The sequence below is a fragment of the Paenibacillus sp. genome, from assembly GCF_035645235.1.
Classification (GTDB): domain Bacteria; phylum Bacillota; class Bacilli; order Paenibacillales; family YIM-B00363; genus Paenibacillus_AE.
Genome location: NZ_DASQMZ010000010.1, coordinates 26,165 through 42,317, shown reverse-complemented (window position 1 = coordinate 42,317; position 16,153 = coordinate 26,165). Strand labels below are relative to the sequence as shown.

18 protein-coding genes are annotated in these 16,153 nt (G+C 62.3%); 3 read left to right on the top strand and 15 right to left on the bottom strand.

All coding sequences use genetic code 11. The features are described from left to right. Positions 1-95 precede the first annotated feature (95 nt). From VEZ38_RS00525 to VEZ38_RS00500, 6 genes are all read right to left on the bottom strand, one after another. Positions 96-1,406 carry a UDP-glucose/GDP-mannose dehydrogenase family protein gene (locus tag VEZ38_RS00525; RefSeq protein WP_324890849.1) on the bottom strand — a complete coding sequence of 437 codons (1,311 nt, stop codon included), beginning with the start codon at positions 1,404-1,406 and terminating at the stop codon, positions 96-98. Between the two features lie 6 nt (positions 1,407-1,412). After that, positions 1,413-2,297: a UTP--glucose-1-phosphate uridylyltransferase GalU gene (galU, locus tag VEZ38_RS00520; RefSeq protein ID WP_324890847.1), complete on the bottom strand. Its 885-nt coding sequence runs from the start codon at positions 2,295-2,297 to the stop codon at positions 1,413-1,415. Then, the gene (locus tag VEZ38_RS00515; protein ID WP_324890845.1) at positions 2,287-3,174 is read right to left on the bottom strand and encodes a PHP domain-containing protein; all 888 of its coding nucleotides are present in this window, start codon (positions 3,172-3,174) and stop codon (positions 2,287-2,289) included. The genes galU and VEZ38_RS00515 overlap by 11 nt, the downstream gene beginning before the upstream one ends. Further along, positions 3,165-4,076 carry a selenium metabolism-associated LysR family transcriptional regulator gene (locus VEZ38_RS00510; protein ID WP_324890843.1) on the bottom strand — a complete coding sequence of 304 codons (912 nt, stop codon included), beginning with the start codon at positions 4,074-4,076 and terminating at the stop codon, positions 3,165-3,167. Before VEZ38_RS00510 ends, VEZ38_RS00515 begins: the two co-directional genes overlap by 10 nt. Positions 4,077-4,177: 101 nt before the next feature. Beyond that, positions 4,178-4,615, bottom strand: coding sequence for a hypothetical protein (locus VEZ38_RS00505; protein WP_324890841.1), 438 nt, complete (start codon positions 4,613-4,615; stop codon positions 4,178-4,180). A 156-nt stretch (positions 4,616-4,771) separates the two neighbouring features. Beyond that, positions 4,772-5,035: a YlbG family protein gene (locus VEZ38_RS00500; RefSeq protein WP_324890839.1), complete on the bottom strand. Its 264-nt coding sequence runs from the start codon at positions 5,033-5,035 to the stop codon at positions 4,772-4,774. A 33-nt stretch (positions 5,036-5,068) separates the two neighbouring features. Between VEZ38_RS00500 and VEZ38_RS00495 the strand changes: the two genes are divergently transcribed. After that, positions 5,069-6,076: an asparaginase gene (locus VEZ38_RS00495; protein ID WP_324890837.1), complete on the top strand. Its 1,008-nt coding sequence runs from the start codon at positions 5,069-5,071 to the stop codon at positions 6,074-6,076. A 30-nt stretch (positions 6,077-6,106) separates the two neighbouring features. On the opposite strand, the gene VEZ38_RS00490 is transcribed toward VEZ38_RS00495, so the two are convergent. From VEZ38_RS00490 to VEZ38_RS00470, 5 genes are all read right to left on the bottom strand, one after another. Continuing rightward, a complete protein-coding gene (locus tag VEZ38_RS00490; RefSeq protein ID WP_324890835.1) occupies positions 6,107-6,550 on the bottom strand; it encodes a YlbF family regulator in 444 nt (147 codons plus the stop codon). Positions 6,551-6,619: 69 nt separating this feature from the next. Then, complete coding sequence (locus tag VEZ38_RS00485; RefSeq protein WP_324890833.1) at positions 6,620-8,410, bottom strand: helicase-associated domain-containing protein; 1,791 nt, start codon at positions 8,408-8,410, stop codon at positions 6,620-6,622. Continuing rightward, on the bottom strand, positions 8,407-10,146 hold the full coding sequence (locus VEZ38_RS00480) for a DNA repair helicase XPB (RefSeq protein WP_324890831.1): 1,740 nt from the start codon (positions 10,144-10,146) through the stop codon (positions 8,407-8,409). The genes VEZ38_RS00485 and VEZ38_RS00480 overlap by 4 nt, the downstream gene beginning before the upstream one ends. 74 nt (positions 10,147-10,220) lie before the next feature. Continuing rightward, the gene (locus VEZ38_RS00475) at positions 10,221-10,679 is read right to left on the bottom strand and encodes a CBS domain-containing protein (RefSeq protein ID WP_324890829.1); all 459 of its coding nucleotides are present in this window, start codon (positions 10,677-10,679) and stop codon (positions 10,221-10,223) included. A gap of 49 nt (positions 10,680-10,728) precedes the next feature. After that, positions 10,729-11,880: an amidohydrolase gene (locus tag VEZ38_RS00470; RefSeq protein WP_324890827.1), complete on the bottom strand. Its 1,152-nt coding sequence runs from the start codon at positions 11,878-11,880 to the stop codon at positions 10,729-10,731. A 172-nt stretch (positions 11,881-12,052) separates the two neighbouring features. Between VEZ38_RS00470 and VEZ38_RS00465 the strand changes: the two genes are divergently transcribed. Together VEZ38_RS00465 and ftsW are read left to right on the top strand one after the other, a co-directional pair. Further along, the gene (locus VEZ38_RS00465) at positions 12,053-12,397 is read left to right on the top strand and encodes a YugN family protein (protein WP_324890825.1); all 345 of its coding nucleotides are present in this window, start codon (positions 12,053-12,055) and stop codon (positions 12,395-12,397) included. Between the two features lie 15 nt (positions 12,398-12,412). Then, positions 12,413-13,621, top strand: a complete 1,209-nt coding sequence (ftsW, locus tag VEZ38_RS00460) for a putative lipid II flippase FtsW (RefSeq protein WP_324890822.1) — start codon at positions 12,413-12,415, stop codon at positions 13,619-13,621. A 105-nt stretch (positions 13,622-13,726) separates the two neighbouring features. On the opposite strand, the gene VEZ38_RS00455 is transcribed toward ftsW, so the two are convergent. The 4 genes from VEZ38_RS00455 to VEZ38_RS00440 form a co-directional block, all read right to left on the bottom strand. Next, positions 13,727-14,110 (bottom strand): Asp23/Gls24 family envelope stress response protein, encoded by a 384-nt coding sequence (locus tag VEZ38_RS00455; RefSeq protein ID WP_324890820.1) that lies wholly within the window; start codon positions 14,108-14,110, stop codon positions 13,727-13,729. A 114-nt stretch (positions 14,111-14,224) separates the two neighbouring features. Beyond that, positions 14,225-14,521 carry a YlaN family protein gene (locus VEZ38_RS00450; RefSeq protein ID WP_324890818.1) on the bottom strand — a complete coding sequence of 99 codons (297 nt, stop codon included), beginning with the start codon at positions 14,519-14,521 and terminating at the stop codon, positions 14,225-14,227. Between the two features lie 168 nt (positions 14,522-14,689). Further along, positions 14,690-14,929: an HPr family phosphocarrier protein gene (locus VEZ38_RS00445; RefSeq protein WP_324890816.1), complete on the bottom strand. Its 240-nt coding sequence runs from the start codon at positions 14,927-14,929 to the stop codon at positions 14,690-14,692. A 69-nt stretch (positions 14,930-14,998) separates the two neighbouring features. After that, a complete protein-coding gene (locus VEZ38_RS00440) occupies positions 14,999-16,114 on the bottom strand; it encodes an aminopeptidase (RefSeq protein ID WP_324890814.1) in 1,116 nt (371 codons plus the stop codon). Positions 16,115-16,153 lie beyond the last annotated feature (39 nt).

The window sequence follows — 16,153 nt, the reverse complement described above, 5'->3', positions numbered from 1 at the left end:
CTCGACGCAGCCTCCGTGATCGGAATTCCTTATGACATTATAAAGAATTGTCAAACGTTATACAACCTGCCCGCTCGGAATTGTCAATATTTGCCTTATGGTTTCCCTACGGCAATGTAACGAAACCCGCGCTCCCGCATCGTATCGGCGTCGAACACATTGCGTCCGTCGAAGACGATCGGCAGGCGCAGCGCCAGCTTCGCCCGATCGAGGTCGATCGTCCGCACCTGATCCCATTCCGTGACGACCAGCATCGCGTCCGAGCCTTGCAGCGCTTCGTACGGGTCGTCGAAAATCGGAACGCCCGGCAGCAGCGCCGCGGCCTTCGGAGCGGACACCGGATCGTACGCCCGCACCTTCGCGCCGTATTGGAGCAGCATCGAAATAATATCGAGGGAGGGCGCGTCCCGGAGATCGTCCGTATTGGGCTTAAAGCTCAGCCCCATGACGGCCAGCGTCTTGCCCGCAAGGTCGCCATCGAACGCCGCGCGTACCTTGCGAACGAAGCGCTGCCGCTGCAGCTGATTCACCTCGATGACGGCTCGCATGATCTTAAAGTCGTAATCGACGTTCTCGGCGATAAACAGCTGCGCGCGGGTATCCTTCGGCAAGCAAAACCCGCCGTATCCGATCCCCGCGTTCAAGAAGGACGGCCCGATACGCTTATCCATGCCCATACCTTTGGCCACCATGCCGATGTCGGCGCCGACCTTCTCGCAGACGTTCGCCATCTCGTTAATGAACGAAATTTTCGTCGCGAGGAACGAATTCGATGCGTATTTGATCAGCTCCGCGCTTTCCCGGTTCGTCTTGAGCGCCGGCGCGCCGAACGGAGCGAGCGCGGCGAGCACCCGCTCCGCGGCCGCGTCCGACGTCGCGCCGACGACGATGCGGTCCATATGGAACGTGTCGTGCACCGCCGTCCCTTCCCGAAGAAATTCCGGATTCGACACGACCTCGAACGAGACGCCAGGCCGCGCGCGGGAACGGAGCAGCGTCTCCGCCATCGTGCCCGTGCCGACGGGCACGGTGCTTTTCATGACGACGATCTTGCTCTCGCGCGCCGCTTCCGCGATGCCGACGAGCGCCGACCTCACCTGCGACATGTCGACGTCGCCGTTATCGAGCGCGGGCGTCCCGACGGCGACGAACAAAAGCTCCGACGCTTCGACCGCGTCTTTCGCTTCCGTCGTGAACGAAAGCCGCCCGCGCTCGACGTTGCTGCGGACGAGCTCCTCGAGCCCTGCTTCGTAGATCGGCATTTCGCCTCGCAGCAGCGAGGCGATTTTCCGCTCGTCCGGATCGGCGCAGACGACGCGATGGCCGACCTCGGCGAGACAGGCGCCAGAGACGAGGCCGACATAGCCCGCCCCCAGCACGCCGATACGCATCGATTCATTCCCCATGACCGGTTACGCTCCCTCCCAGCTCCGTACGAGCTCGGTCAAGTACGCCTTCATCTCCGGAGCCAAATCCGGCCGACGAAGCGCGAACTCGATCGTCGCCTCGATATAGCCGAATTTGTCCCCGACGTCATACCGCTTGCCTTGTACCGTGTAAGCCATCATTTGGTTCCGGCGGTTCAGCTCCCGCAGCGCGTCGGTCAGTTGAATTTCGCCGCCGCGTCCCGGCTGCTGACGCTCCAAAATTTCAAAGATGCCGGGCTCGATGACGTATCGGCCGATGACGGCGAGATTGGAAGGCGCTTGGTCTCGGTCCGGCTTCTCCACGAGGTCGACCACACGCGAAGCGTTCGGCTCGCCCGGCACCGCGCCGTCCGGAGAGACGATCCCATACTTCTCGACCTCTTCCCAAGGCACTTCCTGTACGGCGAGCAACGACGACCGATGCGCCTCGTACAGCCGAAGCATCTCCCGGAGCGCCAGCGGATCGGACTCGATAATATCGTCGCCGAGCAGCACGGCGAACGGCTCGTTCCCTATGAACGTACGCGCGCACAGCACCGCATGCCCAAGGCCGAGCGGCTGCTTCTGCCGGATGTAGTGGATGTCGACCATCTGGGAGATGTCGCGCACCTGCCGGAGCATCTCCTCCTTGCCCTTCTCTTCGAGCATGAGCTCCAGCTCGACCGATTTGTCGAAGTGGTCCTCGATCGCGCGCTTGTTTCGCCCGGTAACGATGATTATGTCGGTAATGCCCGCCTCGATCGCTTCCTCCACGATGTATTGAATGGCCGGCTTGTCGACGATCGGCAGCATCTCCTTCGGCTGCGCTTTCGTCGCGGGCAGGAATCGCGTGCCGAGACCCGCCGCCGGAATAATCGCTTTACGAATCATGAAGGATCCCTCTCTTCTTCTTGTTGTGAAACAACCGCTCGACGGTCTCTTCGTCCGTGCGCCTCGACCCGAGCATCGCGCGGAACGGATCGCCGTCCCGCACGCCGTGAAAGTCGGAGCCGGCCGTCGCGGCCAAGCCGAGCCGCGCCGCCGTATCCCGAAAGCTTCGTTCCTGCTCGTCGGTATGATCGGCATGGCCCGCCTCGATGCCGTCCAGCATCGGTCCCAAGCGGGCGATCAGCTCGTCGGCGCCGCGATACAGCCCCGGATGCGCCAGGACGGCGACGCCGCCGGCCTCCCGAATCCAGCGAATCGCCTCCTCCGGGGAAATTCGCTCCGCGGCGACGTACGCGGAAGCGCCCTCGCCCAAGTACGAGTCGAACGCCTCTCTCGCGGTCGATACGTACCCTTTGCGCACCAGAAGCTCGGCGATATGCGGCCGGCTGACCGAGACGTCTCCGTCCGCCCTACGCTCGGCGGCGATGCGCTCGGCTTCCTCGAGCCGCACGTCGAAGCCGATCCGGCGGAGCGCCTCGAGCATCGCTTCGTTCCGGCCGCGCCGGACGTCTCGGTTCGCGGCGAGCCGTGCGGCGAAGGCGTCATCGAACGGGTCGACCCACAGCCCGAGGACGTGGACGTCGCCGGCCTGCCCCCGCGCGCTGATCTCTACCCCGGGCACGACGTCGACGCCGTGTTCGCCTCCCGCGTCCACCGCCTCGGCGACTCCGGCGACCGTATCGTGATCCGTCACGGCGATGCCCCGCAGCCCTCGCTGCGAAGCCAGTTCGACGCATGCCCGGGGAACGAGCAAACCGTCCGAGGCGGTCGTGTGCATATGCAAATCGTAGCCTTGCCCGATTTTCCCTTTTACAACCATTGGCTTAAATCTTTCTCCCGGAGGAACGAGAGGAACGTCACCGCCGAAATCGGCAATAGATTGGATTTCAGATACGTCGCGTAAAACTGCCGATCGAATCGGATGCCCTCGATCGGCACCATCCGGAGGACGCCGAGCGTCAACTCATGCTTTACGGACGTCTGGGACAAGAACGTGATGCCGAGCCCGGCCTCCACCGCCGACTTGACGGCGCCGGTGCTGCCCAGCTCCATGACGATCTTCATTCGTCCCGCGTCGATGCCCTTGCGGGCCAACTCTTCCTCCATCACCTGCCTCGTACCGGAGCCTTGCTCCCTTAAGATAAACGGAAACTCCAATACGTCGTCCATCGTCGCGCCGCTTCGTTCGGTCAGCGGATGACCGTCCGGGACGATCAGGCGCAATTCGTCGCTGAGCACCGGCTCCGTGTGCACGTCGGGATGGACGACCTGCGCTTCGATCAGCCCGAACGTCAATTGATGGCGCAGCATCTCCTCCAAAATTTGCGCGGAATTCATCACCTTCATCTGGATGGCGATATTCGGGTACGCTTGGTTGAACGGGCCGAGCAAGCGCGGCAATATGTATTCCCCGACCGTCAGACTCGCGCCGAGCAGCAGCCGCCCTTGCAGCATATGCGTGAAGCGCGACATCGCCAGGTCGGTTTCCTTTACCAAGTCTATGCTTCGTTTCGCATAAACCATGAGCGCTCTTCCCGCTTCGGTCAGCTCGATTTTTTTCGTCGAACGGAGAAACAGCTTCGTGCCGAAATATTCCTCGAGCGCTTGAATTTGCATCGTGACCGCCGGTTGAGTCATGTGCAGCGCCTGCGCCGCGGCGGAGAAGCTGCCTCGGTCCGCGACCGTGTAAAAGATATGCAGCTGATGGAAGTTAAGCGCCATGCGAAAGAACCCCCGTGCGTCGGATACCTGCATTTCCAATTATACACGAAAGAAGCGCGGCATACCTCCCGCCGCGCTTTCCGTCAATGCCGTGTATTCGGTTATCGCCGCTTTCGGCTGTTTTTGATCAGCGTCATACGCCGCGAATGGCGCAGCCAAGAGTAATATGTCCGTAAATCTCGAAGCTCCATCGTCTCGGACATGCGGCCAAGGAAGGTCACCACGATCATCTTGTGCAGCGGATTGCCGACCAAATCCCGATGTCGGTCGGATTCGGAAAATTCCGCGACGAACACAAGGTCGTCTTCCACCGTGTAGACGTCTTGCTCGTTCCGATAATACGATTTGACCGTGCCGTTCTTCAGGTGCTCCCAGAGGAACGCGCAGATGTCGTCTGTCCCCGTCTTCTCGGATTCGACCCGATCCAACCAACGCGCCTTGGCATGGTTGGTGACGATGATGTCTGCGACTTTTTTGTCAGCCAGCTGCACATAAAACGATTCGTAAGTGCTATAACGATCCATCTTCTTGTCCTTCATTCGTCATTCCCTCCATTCCTTGAGCCGCCGCGCAAATGTTAACGACGTTTATATCTTTATATTACAGTATCTTACGGGAATTTCCAGACATTTTGAAACGCATAAAAAAATGCCCTCCGAAGGCCAGAGGGCATTGCAAAATGATCGAAAATATGTCTAGTAAGAGTAAAATCTTGTTTTATCCGGCATATTACTGTTATATTCCGTACGGATTTCGCTTCGATACGAACGCTCCACTTTCTTTACGTAGGGCAATCGTTGTATACTTTTCAACGTCTCTTCCGCGCGGTCCGCGTTCAGGTAGATGACCGCATAGTTCATTTTGCGAGAAACATAGTGCAAGGAACCGTATTTTTCCAAATTTCGTGCCGGCTTCGCGTCGTTCAGCCAGACGATATAGCCCGTACGTTCTGCGATCAATGGGATCCCTCTTTCCTAAGGAGAAGTGGACGAATGAACAATCAATCGATTCCGCTCGTCTCGGTTACGCGCGGCGGCCTCGTCGAATGCGTGCATCGCGGCCATATCGCCGTCGTGGATGCCGAAGGCCGGGCCGTCGCCTCGGCGGGCGAGCCGGCTTTCGCGACCTACGCGCGCTCCGCCGCCAAGCTGCTTCAGGCCGTTCCCGTCGTCGCGTCCGGCGCGGCGGCCCGATTCGGACTCGACGCCTCCGAGCTGGCCTTGCTTTGCGCCTCCCATAACGGCGAGGAGCAACACGTCGAAGCCGTCGCCCGCATTCTCGCGAAGCTCGGCCTCGCGGAAGACGCGCTGCAATGCGGCGCGCATCCGCCGTACCACAAGGCGTCCGCGGCGAAGCTTCGCGACTCGGGCGAGCGTCCGCGGGCGGTGCACAACAACTGCTCCGGCAAGCACGCCGGCATGCTCGCGCTCGCGAAGCATCTCGGCGCCTCGCTCGACGACTACAAGCGCCCGGACCACCCGGTGCAGCGGGCGATGCTCGCGTCGTACGCCTCGTTCGCCGGCGTCGCCGAAGCGGACGTCGTCCTCGGCGTCGACGGCTGCGGCGTGCCCGTTTACGGCGCTCCGCTCGCCTCGCTCGCGCTCGCATACGCCCGGCTCGGCGCCCCGCGCGCTGACGGTCCGGAGGCCGACGCGTGCCGCGCCGTCGTCTCCGCCTTGCGGGCGCATCCGGAGATGCTGGCCGGCACGGACCGATTCGACACCGAGCTCATCCGAGTCACGCGGGGCCGCATCGTCGGCAAGATGGGCGCGGAAGGCGTCTTCGCCGTGACCGTCCCGGACGAAGGGCTCGGCCTTGCGCTGAAGATCGAGGACGGCGCGCAGCGCGCGCTGTACCCCGCGGTCGTCGAAGCGCTCCTTCGCCTCGGCTGGATCGATGCCGCCGAAGGCGAAGGGCTCGCGGCCTACCATCGGCCGCCGATCCATAACTGGGGCGGCGACGAGGTCGGCGCGATCGTGCCGGCGTTCGACCTTCGGTAATCGCCGCGGAACCGCCCGCCCCAAATCTCCTTACCCGCAGCCGCAGCTCCCGCCCGAGCCGCACCCGCCGCCGGATTTCGGCAGCGGGTCGTTGCTCGGCACCTTAATCGAGTCCGACACGGCATGCGCGATGACGACGGAGACGTCGTACAGCAGCGCGTCCAGCGCTTTCTCCGCCCGCTTAAACTCCCGAGCCGACTCGATCGCATCCATCTCCGCCTCGACGGCGCGTACGGCGTCCATCGCTTCGTGATAATTCGGATGGTAATGCCCGAACCGCTCGCACTCGGCGAAGCGCTCCTTCGCCCGCGCCATCTTCCCCAGCATCGCTTTCACTTGCGGATCTTGCTCCATGCGTTCTTTCCAATATAGAAAATCGGCCATCTCGACCGAACGCAGCATCGCGTCGGCCAGATCGCTCGTCTTCGACAGCAGCATGGAAAAATCCAATGCCTCGCGCTCCATTACGCTCATGGATTTCCACCTCGTCTATATTCAGTAGCTATCACGGCTTCTATCATATCACGAAACCGTGTATCCGGACTAGGCTTGTTCGGGCAAGAGCAACTGCGCTTCCGCGCAGGCGCCCGACGGGACGCTCGTCTCCTCGCCGTCGATATAGCCTTGTACCACCCATTCGCCGCCGACGGGCGTGACGCGCCTCGGAACGAGCTCGACTTGCCGTCCGTCGACGACGAGCCGCACCGCCGTCCGCGCTTCGATCGCCGTCTCCACCAGCTCCCGCACGGTCGAAGCATGATATTTGCGGAGCGAGCGAAGCCATGCCTGCGGCACCGACGCGATGCGCTCTCTGAGCCTCGAAGCGCCGACGGGAGACGGATCGAGCGGGAACAGCGCCGCGTTGCGCCGCGAATGGACGAGCCCGGAAGAAGCCGGCGTTCGCAGCGAATCGCCGTCCGCCGCCTCCCGCTCTCCCGCGCCGGCCGCATCGGCTCCCCCGCTTCCGGTTCGAACGGAGAAGCCTTGCTTCTTGAGCGTCTCGGCCAGCCCCTTCGCCTTGCTTCGATCCACGATAAAATCAAGCTCGCCGAGTCGGGCGACGAGGCAGCCCGCGAACGCCGGGTCCGCCTCCACATGCGCCGCGTCTTCGGCGTTCCTGCACCGCAGCAGCGTCACGTCCTCGAGCGTCATCGCTCCGTACGCGCTTGTCCATTGGCGCAGCGACGCCTCGACGGTCTCCGGCATGCCGTAGGCGGCGCGCGAGCGCACGAAATCGAGCAGCGCGCCGCCGTCCCTTCCGCCGGCGAGCGCACGCTCCCAGCTCTCCTTCGTAATCCGATATCGGTCGACCGCGTCGCCGCCGGCGTAATCGGCGCAAGCCTCGAGCTCCCATCGCGCCCGCAGCGGCGCCGCCGGCGGCACGATCACTTCGAAATCCGGCTGCACGTACCATTGCGACTCGGCCTCGTCGACCGGCTCGATCGCCGGCAGCCTCGCGGCCGCGCCGTCCGGCGAATCGCCCAGCTCGGCGAGGCCGAACGCCGCCATCGGCTCCAGCCAGTATGCGACGATCGCGTCGCGGGCTGCTTCCGCCGTTCGGCCGCCCGTCGGAACGCCGGAGGCCAACAGCGCCTCCGCCAGCCGGTCGACCGAAAACCATCGGCCTTCCGGCACGTTCCGAATCGCCGCAGCCCCGTGCTGCAGCCAGACGTCCGGCGGCGTATAGACGTCCCACCACAGCTTACGTATTTTTCGTTCGACGTCCGGGAGCGGCGTATCGAGCCATTCGTCCAGGCGGGAGCGATCGACCGCGACGGACGCGGGGCCCGTCCGCGCCAAGCCGAGCCGCAGCGCGGCGTCGAAGACGACGGCGAGCGGCTTGTCCAGCTTATCTTGATGCAGGTACGCGATATCCAGCCCGCGCAGCGACGCTTCCGACGCATCGATGCGCGCCGCGAGTCGCGCAGCGTCCTTCTTGTGGAACGTCCCCTTCTGCGTGAGCGCGAGGCCGCGATGCGCCGTCTCCGCCAAAAAAAACAACACGAGCTTCGCCAGCCCGGCCTTCGGCTCGTACGCCGGGGCCGCTTCGCCGTCCGCGAGCGCCGCATCGGCGATGGCGGTGACGAAGTGACGCTGCCAATCGTCGAACAGCCCGGGGGCAAGCGAATGAATCGTCTCTCCCCAAGCCTTCCGCCTCGTCTCCACGATGCCGCGTTCCCGCAGCCGTTCGATGCCGAGCTCCGCCTCGAAGCCGGTCAACCGGCCCGCAAACGCGCGCTCAAGCGCCTCGGCGGCGAACGGCTCCTCCGCGAATCGAAGCACGATCGCCTCGAGCGTCTTGCGTTCGACCTTCGTTAACGCGAATTCGTTCATCCGGCTTGCCCTCCTTCCCCCGGGTTCGCGAACGCCGGTTCGCCGCCCTGCAGCTCCTCCTCCGCTTCGCGCCACGGGGCGCTGCGGTACCGATAGCCTTGCTCCACCAGAAACATCTGCCGCTTCATCGCGAACTCGAGCTCCTTCGTATCCTCCGATACGAGCGCATAGAAGTAGGCGGTATTATCCCCTGCCTTCGGGCGCAGCACGCGTCCGAGCCGCTGCGCCTCCTCCTGCCTCGAGCCGAAGCTGCCCGACACTTGAATGGCGACGGCCGCGTCGGGCAAATCGATCGCGAAGTTCGCGACCTTCGACACGATCAGCACCCCGATTTCGCCTCGGCGGAACGCGCCGTACAGCGCTTCCCGCTCCGCGGAAGGGGTCTCGCCCGTCACGATTGGAGCGCCGAGCGCCTCCGAGAACCGCCGCAGCTGATCCAAGTATTGTCCGATCACGAGCGTCGGCGTGCCGCGATGCCGTTCGAGCAGCCGGCCGGCGGCGCGCAGCTTGGCCGGGTTCTCTCCGGCGATCCGATGCTGCTCCCGCGCCGTCGCCTTCCGGTACGCCTCCAGCGTGTCCGCCGGCATCGGCACCCGCAGCTCCGCGCACTCGACGGACGCGATCCAGCCCTGCCGTTCGAGCCGCTTCCACGGCACCTCGAGCCGCTTCGGGCCGACGAGCGAGAAGACGTCTTCTTCGCGTCCGTCTTCGCGCACGAGCGTCGCCGTCAGGCCGAGCCGGCGGGTCGCCTGAATTTCCGCCGTCGCCCGAAACACGGGAGCCGGCAGCAGATGCACCTCGTCATACACGATAAGGCCCCAGGACCGTTCGCGGAACAGCTTGAGGTGGGAAAATTCCCCGTCCTTCGTCTTGCGGTGCGTCAGCATTTGATACGTGGCGATCGTCACCTGCCGCACCTCCTTGCGGTCGGCGCCGTATTCGCCGATCTCTTCCTCCGTCAGCGTCGTCTTGTCGAGCAGCTCCGCCCGCCACTGCTTCACCGACGTCGAATTCGTCGTCAGAATGAGGGTCGCCCGGCCGAGCCGCGCCATCGCGCCGATGCCGATGACGGTCTTCCCGGCGCCGCACGGCAGCACCAGCACGCCGCTGCCGCCGGTCGCCGCGCCGCCGCGATAGAACGCCTCCACCGCCTCCGCCTGGTAATCGCGAAGCGCGAACGGCTTGCCGGAGCGGCGCAGCGTATCCCGCAGCGCGATGCCGACCGGCTCGCCCTCTTGATATCCGGCCAAGTCGACGACCGGATATCCAAGGCGCATGAGCTCTTGCTTGACCGCGCCCCGCTCCGACAGACGCACGGCGATCGTATGCCGTTCCTCCGCCGGGCTCGGTTCCCAGTACGAGCGCAAGGCGTCGTACGAGGTGATTTTGCGGAGCGTCGCCTCGTCCTCGCAGCGCAGCACGAGCTGCTTGCCGACCCGTTCGATGCGCACGAGGCCGTATCGATTGACGTACGTCCGTATATCGCGGACGACGGCGGCGGGCACGCCGAATTTCGCGTATGTAGTCAGCGCTTCCACGATTCCTTCGGCCGTCGCCCCCGCCGACGCCGCGTTCCAAAGCGACAACGGCGTAATTCGATACGTATGCAGCCCGTCCGGGCTCTTGGCGAGATCAGCGAACGAGGACAGCTTCTCGCGCGCCTCGTCGGCCCGCGGATGCCGCGTCTCGAGCAGCACCGTAAAGTCGCTTTGGACGATTAACGGCTTATCCTTCATGCCGCGCCTCCTCTCGGAATTGCTTATATGCAAAAAATCCGTTTCCCCGAAGGAAAACGGAGCCGCCGCATCGATCAGTTATGCCCGATCGATTGCTTGTGCTTTTCGGAAATTTCGCTGAGCGCATGTCCGGCCTCTTCCTCGAGCTTGGATCGGACGGCCAAGTCGCCGATCGCCACGACGCCGACGAGTTCGTTGTTTTCCACGATCGGCAGGCGGCGAATTTGGTTTTTCGCCATCAGCCGCGCCGCTTCGTCGACCGGCGTCGTCGGCGGCACCGAGACGACCTGTTGGTCGCTCATGACTTCCTTGACGGCCGTCGAGCCGGAATGCTTCTCCGCGTAGCCGCGCACGACAAGGTCGCGGTCCGTGACGACGCCGAGCAGCTGTTTTCCTTCTACGACCGGAATGAAGCCGATGTCGTGCTGTTTCATTTTCAAGGCGATCTCGTAGATGTTATCCTTCAAGGTCACCGTAACGATGTCGGTTTGCATGATGTCTCTGACGGTTTTTACCGTTCCGTTTGCGTTCATGGGTTCATCCCTCCTCCTCCATAGAATCTCCGGACGAGGAGGAAACCATTCACCGCTTCGTCGCCAAATCGTAGAGCAGTTGCACGCTCGTCTCCAGCGCCCGCTCGTCGATGTCGAACAGCGGGTGGTGGTGCGGCGCGGTGACGTCGTCGTTCCCGGCGCCGACGAAGAGAAAGCAGCCCGGCACGCGGTCGAGGTAAAAGGAGAAATCCTCTCCAGCCATAAGCGGCTGGCAGACGCGCACGGCGTCCTCGCCGAACCGCTCCCTCGCAAGGCGCCGCACCCGGTCGGTCGGCTCGGCATGATTGACGACCGGCGGGTAGCCGAAGGAGTAATCGATCTCGAACGAAGCGCCGAACATGGCGCACGTCGTCTCGAGCACCTGCTCGAGCCGTTCTTTCACGTACAACCGGCTCTCCGGAGTCATCGTGCGCACCGTGCCCTGCAGCTTGCATTCCGAGGCGATGACGTTGAACGTCGTCCCGCCGTGGAACGCGCCGACCGAAATGACGTGCGGAAGGATCGGGTCCGTGTTCCGGCTGACGATCGTCTGCAGGTTGACGACCAGGTGCGACCCGATCGCCACCGCGTCGATCGCTTGGTGCGGCAAGCCGCCGTGGCCGCCTTTGCCGAAGATGCGGATCGTAAATTCGTCGGAGGCGGCCATCAGCGGACCCGGGGCGGTCTGCACGGTGCACGCCGGGAATTGCGACCATAGATGGATGCCGTAAATTTCGTCGACGCCGTCGAGCGCGCCGTCCCGTATCATCGCCTGGGCGCCGCCGGGCGGCAGCTCCTCGGCAGGCTGGAACAGCAGCCGTACGGCGCCGGTCCAAGACGCCCGCGATTCCGCCAGCAGCTCGGCCGCGCCCAGCAGCGCCGAGGTGTGGCCGTCGTGGCCGCAAGCATGCATGACGCCGGGGACCGTAGACGCGTACTCGACCGTCTTCTGATCTTGAATCGGGAGCGCGTCCATATCGGCGCGGAGCGCGATGCGCTTTCCCGCGCCCGCGCCGCCGTCGAGATCGGCGACGACGCCGTGGCCGCCGACGCCGGTCCGCACGCGCCAGCCCATCTCCGTCAGATGGCGCGCGACGAAGGCGGCGGTCTCCTTTTCCGAATAAGAGACTTCCGGGTATTTATGCAAATGACGCCTCCATGCGATCACCTTGTCCATGGTGCGTTGTCGAATCGATTCCATTGCGGCACTCTCCTTCCGGGGCTTCGGACGTTCGGTTGCGCGTTGCTTCTATCTTAACAGATTTGTCGCTTTCGTTCGCGGATTAAGGTTGCGTCCATGGTGTATTCATAATATCATGAGGTTGTCGCTCTCCGCGACACTTATGCGGATTTGGTTACGGGAGGAATGCAAGTTGTTGATCGAAGATAGCGGATTGAATGGATTGCAAGCGGAGCTGGCCGATTTGGACGAGTCGTCCGAGAAGCTCGGCTTCGTTCGCTGGCAATGGGAATATACCCGCGCCACGTACGATTTGAAGCTCGAGGACAAGCCGAATCGCGAGGATTACTTCCTGCGCATCAATACGCGGGCGGTCGAGGGCAAACTCGAAAACCCGGCCGCGGTGCTGGCCGTCGAGCACGTATACCTTGGGCGGGCGACGTTCCCGCACGGGCTCGACTACGCATCTCCGGTGCCGGAGGCGATCCTGAAGAGCGCAAAGCAGAAGCTGGCCGCGTTAAAGCAGCTTCTCGCCTAACGGGACGGACCGCCCATGGCACGCAGAGGGACGCCTGATTTTTTCTTGTTTCTGATGACCGTCTTGCTTGTCGGATTCGGCATCGTCATGGTGTTCAGCGCAAGCGGCCCCGAAGCGGCGACGCAATACGGCGACGCCCTCTGGTACACGAAAAAACAAATTTTGGCCGCGGGCCTCGGGGTCGTCTTGATGCTCGCGTTCATGAACGTCCCCTTCCTTCGCTGGAAGAAGCTTTATTTGCCCTTCTTCGTCGGCGTGGTAGGCCTCTTGGTCTTCGTCTTGACCCAGCCGGCGGGCGAGAGGCCCCGCAGCTGGATCGATTTCGGCGTCATGTCGATTCAGCCGGCCGAATTCGCCAAGCTCGCGATCATTATTTACTTGGCGTCCATCATTACGCGCAAGGGCGAGAAGTTCGAGCAGTTTCGCACCGGCTTGCTGCCGGTCGCGCTCGTCGTCGGCAGCGTCGGCGGTCTTATTTTGATGCAGCCCGACTTCGGCTCGACGGTCGTCTTTCTGTTCTGCGCCGCGATCGTCATCGTGGCGGGCGGCGCGAATTTGCGCCACCTGCTGCTGGGCGTCGTCGCGATCGCGGTGGCGGGCACGCTGTTCCTCGGCGGCAAGCTGATATCCGGCGACGACGGCGGCGAACGCGGCTACCAGATGAAGCGGATCGAATGTTATTTGGATCCGTGGCACGACACGCAAAATTGGTGCTGGCAGCAGGTACAGGCCGAGATGGCGTTCGGGCACGGCGGCGTGACGGGCGCGGGCTTCGGGCAAAGCGTCCAGAAGTTGTTTTACTTACCGGAAGCGCAGAACGACTTCATCTTCGCCATTATCGGCGAGGAGCTCGGGTTTATCGGCGTGACCGTGTTCTTGCTTTTATACTTAGCGTTCTTATGGAGAGGCATCATCGTCTCGTTGCGGTGCGCCGACCCGTTCGGCACGCTTGTCGGGATCGGCATCGTCGGCATGTTCGGCATTCAAGCGTTCATTAACATCGGCGGCGTGACGCGCGCGATCCCGATGACCGGCATTACGCTGCCGTTCATCTCTGCCGGCGGCTCTTCCCTGCTCGTCAGTCTGATGAGCATGGGCGTGCTGCTGAGCGTGTCCAGGGGAACCGTCCCCGCGTCCAAGCCGGCGGAGCCGAAAGCGAACGGACGCAAAACGAAAGGCAAGGCGACGTCTCGCGTACCCGAGCACGTGCCGATGATTCGTTAGAACGTAAAGAGGCCTCCGGGGAAACCCGGCGGCCTCTTAGTTCGTTGTGCGGGAAAACATAAAGGGCCGCCGCATTCGGCAGCCCTTCCGCTTTCCCGTAATATGCTATTTCACTCGCACCGTCGGCGCCGGCGCCTCTTCCGGCTCTTCGCCCGGCAGCTGCACGCCTTCGACCTTCACGTTCACTTCCACGACCGTCAATCCCGTCATCGTCTGGATCGCCTCGCGGACGCGCTCCTGAAGCTGCCAGCACACGTCATGAATCGCGACGCCGTAATGGACGATCACACGCAAGTCGACCGCCGCTTCCCGCTCGCCGACCTCGACGGACACGCCTCGCTGCGCATTCTTTCCGGACAATCGCTTCGCCCAACCTTCGGAAATGCCTCCCGACATCGCCGCAATGCCCGGCGTATCGAGCGCGGCCAACCCCGCCACCGTGGCGACGACGTCGTCCGAGATGCGAATGATTCCGCTTCCCTCCGTCATGGCACTCACCTCTTCCCGTTCGCTGTACTTCCATTGTAAAGGGTTTCCGATTCGCCTGCAACTGGGCTTCGCCTCGAAAAAAACGGCCCTCGCGGGCCGCGTACGAATCGCGGATCAGTTCGGATTTTGATTAAACGCGAGCGCCTCGTACAGCTGCGCCAAGTTGCGCTCCAGCTTTGCCAGCAAGTCCTTGCCGTCCGCTTCCTGAAGCAGGCCGGCGCGCACGGCGAAGTCGATCTCGCGCGAGAGGCCGTACATCTGCGTATCCAGCACTTCCTCGTACAACGGGCACTTGCGCGTCGCTAAGTTTTCCATCTGCACCTGGATGAGGTTTTCTATTTTATTCGCATCCTCTTGCAGCAACTGTAACGCCTTGTGCGAAAGATGCAGCAACAAATCCGAAGAAGACATGGCGTTCCCCCCTACCGGCAACCGATGATACTTTCATATTAGTCGAAAACGGTCCCGCATACAAGTTGGGAAGGCGCGCCATCGGGCCGAAAACGAAAAAACGACCGTCCGCCGGCGTCCGGCTCGCGATCGTCCCTCTATGCCGACGGCGTACTGCCGCCGGACGGTTTACGCTTTGATCGTCAGTCCGTGCTTCGCGAAGACGTCGACCATCGCCTTCTTCGCTTCTTCCTCGTCCGGACCGTGGACATGCAGCTCGTACGCGCTGTCCGATACGAGCGTCGTGAATAAGCCGAGAATGCTCTTTACGTCGATATACTTGTTATCGTATTGCAGAACGATCGAAGATTTAAATTTACCCGCCGTTTGCGCGATGTCTACGATTGCCGCGTTTTTGTTGTTCGTCATCGTCGTCGCCTCCCATAATGTGACAGCTTTCCTCTATCATACTGCCGGCCTGCCGCGGAATCAAGAGTCTTATTTCAAACGCTCCGGATTCAGACCTTCCAGCTCCGGCAAGACGAACCGGCCGTCCTTGCGAATGAGCACGTCGTCGAACCAAATTTCGCCCCCGCCGTATTCCGGGCGTTGGATCAGGACGAGGTCCCAATGAATCGAGGAGCGGTTCCCGTTATCCGCCTCTTCGTACGCTTGGCCCGGCGTGAAATGAAGGCTGCCGTCGATCTTCTCGTCGAACAACGTATCCTTCATCGGGTGCTGGATGTACGGGTTGAAGCCGATGCTGAACTCCCCGATATAGCGCGCCCCCTCGTCGTTATCGAGAATGTCGTTCAGCTTCTTCGTATCGTTGCTCGTCGCTTCGACGATTTTCCCGTTTTCGAACCGGAAGAAAATGTTTTCGAACGTTATGCCCGAATACACGCTAGGCGTATTGTAGCGCAGGGTGCCGTTCACCGAGTCGCGAACGGGCGCAGTGTAGAGCTCCCCGTCCGGCAAGTTTTTGTCGCCGACGCACTTGACGTTCGGAATGCCTTTGATGGAAAAGGTGAGATCCGTGCCGGGAGAGACGATGCGCACCTTATCCGTTCTCGCCATGAGCGCCGAGAGCGGGTCCATCGCCTTCGACATCTTTTCGTAGTCGAGCGTGCATACGTCGAAGTAGAAGTCTTCGAACGCATCCGTATTCATGCCGGCGAGCTGCGCCATCGACGGGCTCGGATACCGCATGACGACCCAACGCGTATGCCGCACCCGCTGATCCAGATGAACCGGCTTATAATAAGTTTTCTCGTACAATCCCAGCTGCCCGTCCGGAAGTCCCGACAGCTCGCTGGCGTTCTCGCCGGAGCGGACGGCGATGTACACGTCCATGTCCTTCATTCGGTTCAAATCCAGCTGCGCCCAGTGCTCCAAATTTTCCTTCGTCATCGACTTCAGCAAGGTCCGCTGCACGGCCCGGTCCGTCAGCTGGACGTACGGATGTCCGCCGGCCGCATGCACTTCGTCGATAATGCTTTTAAGCAGCTCGCGCTCGGGGCCGATCATCTCGATCAACACGCGTTCGCCTTTCTGCACCCGAGTCGAGTAATTTACGATCGTCTTGGCTAATTTTTGAATTCTAGGATCCTTCAAGAGACTTCCTCCTTCGGCTGTCGCGCGGCCCGCAGGCCC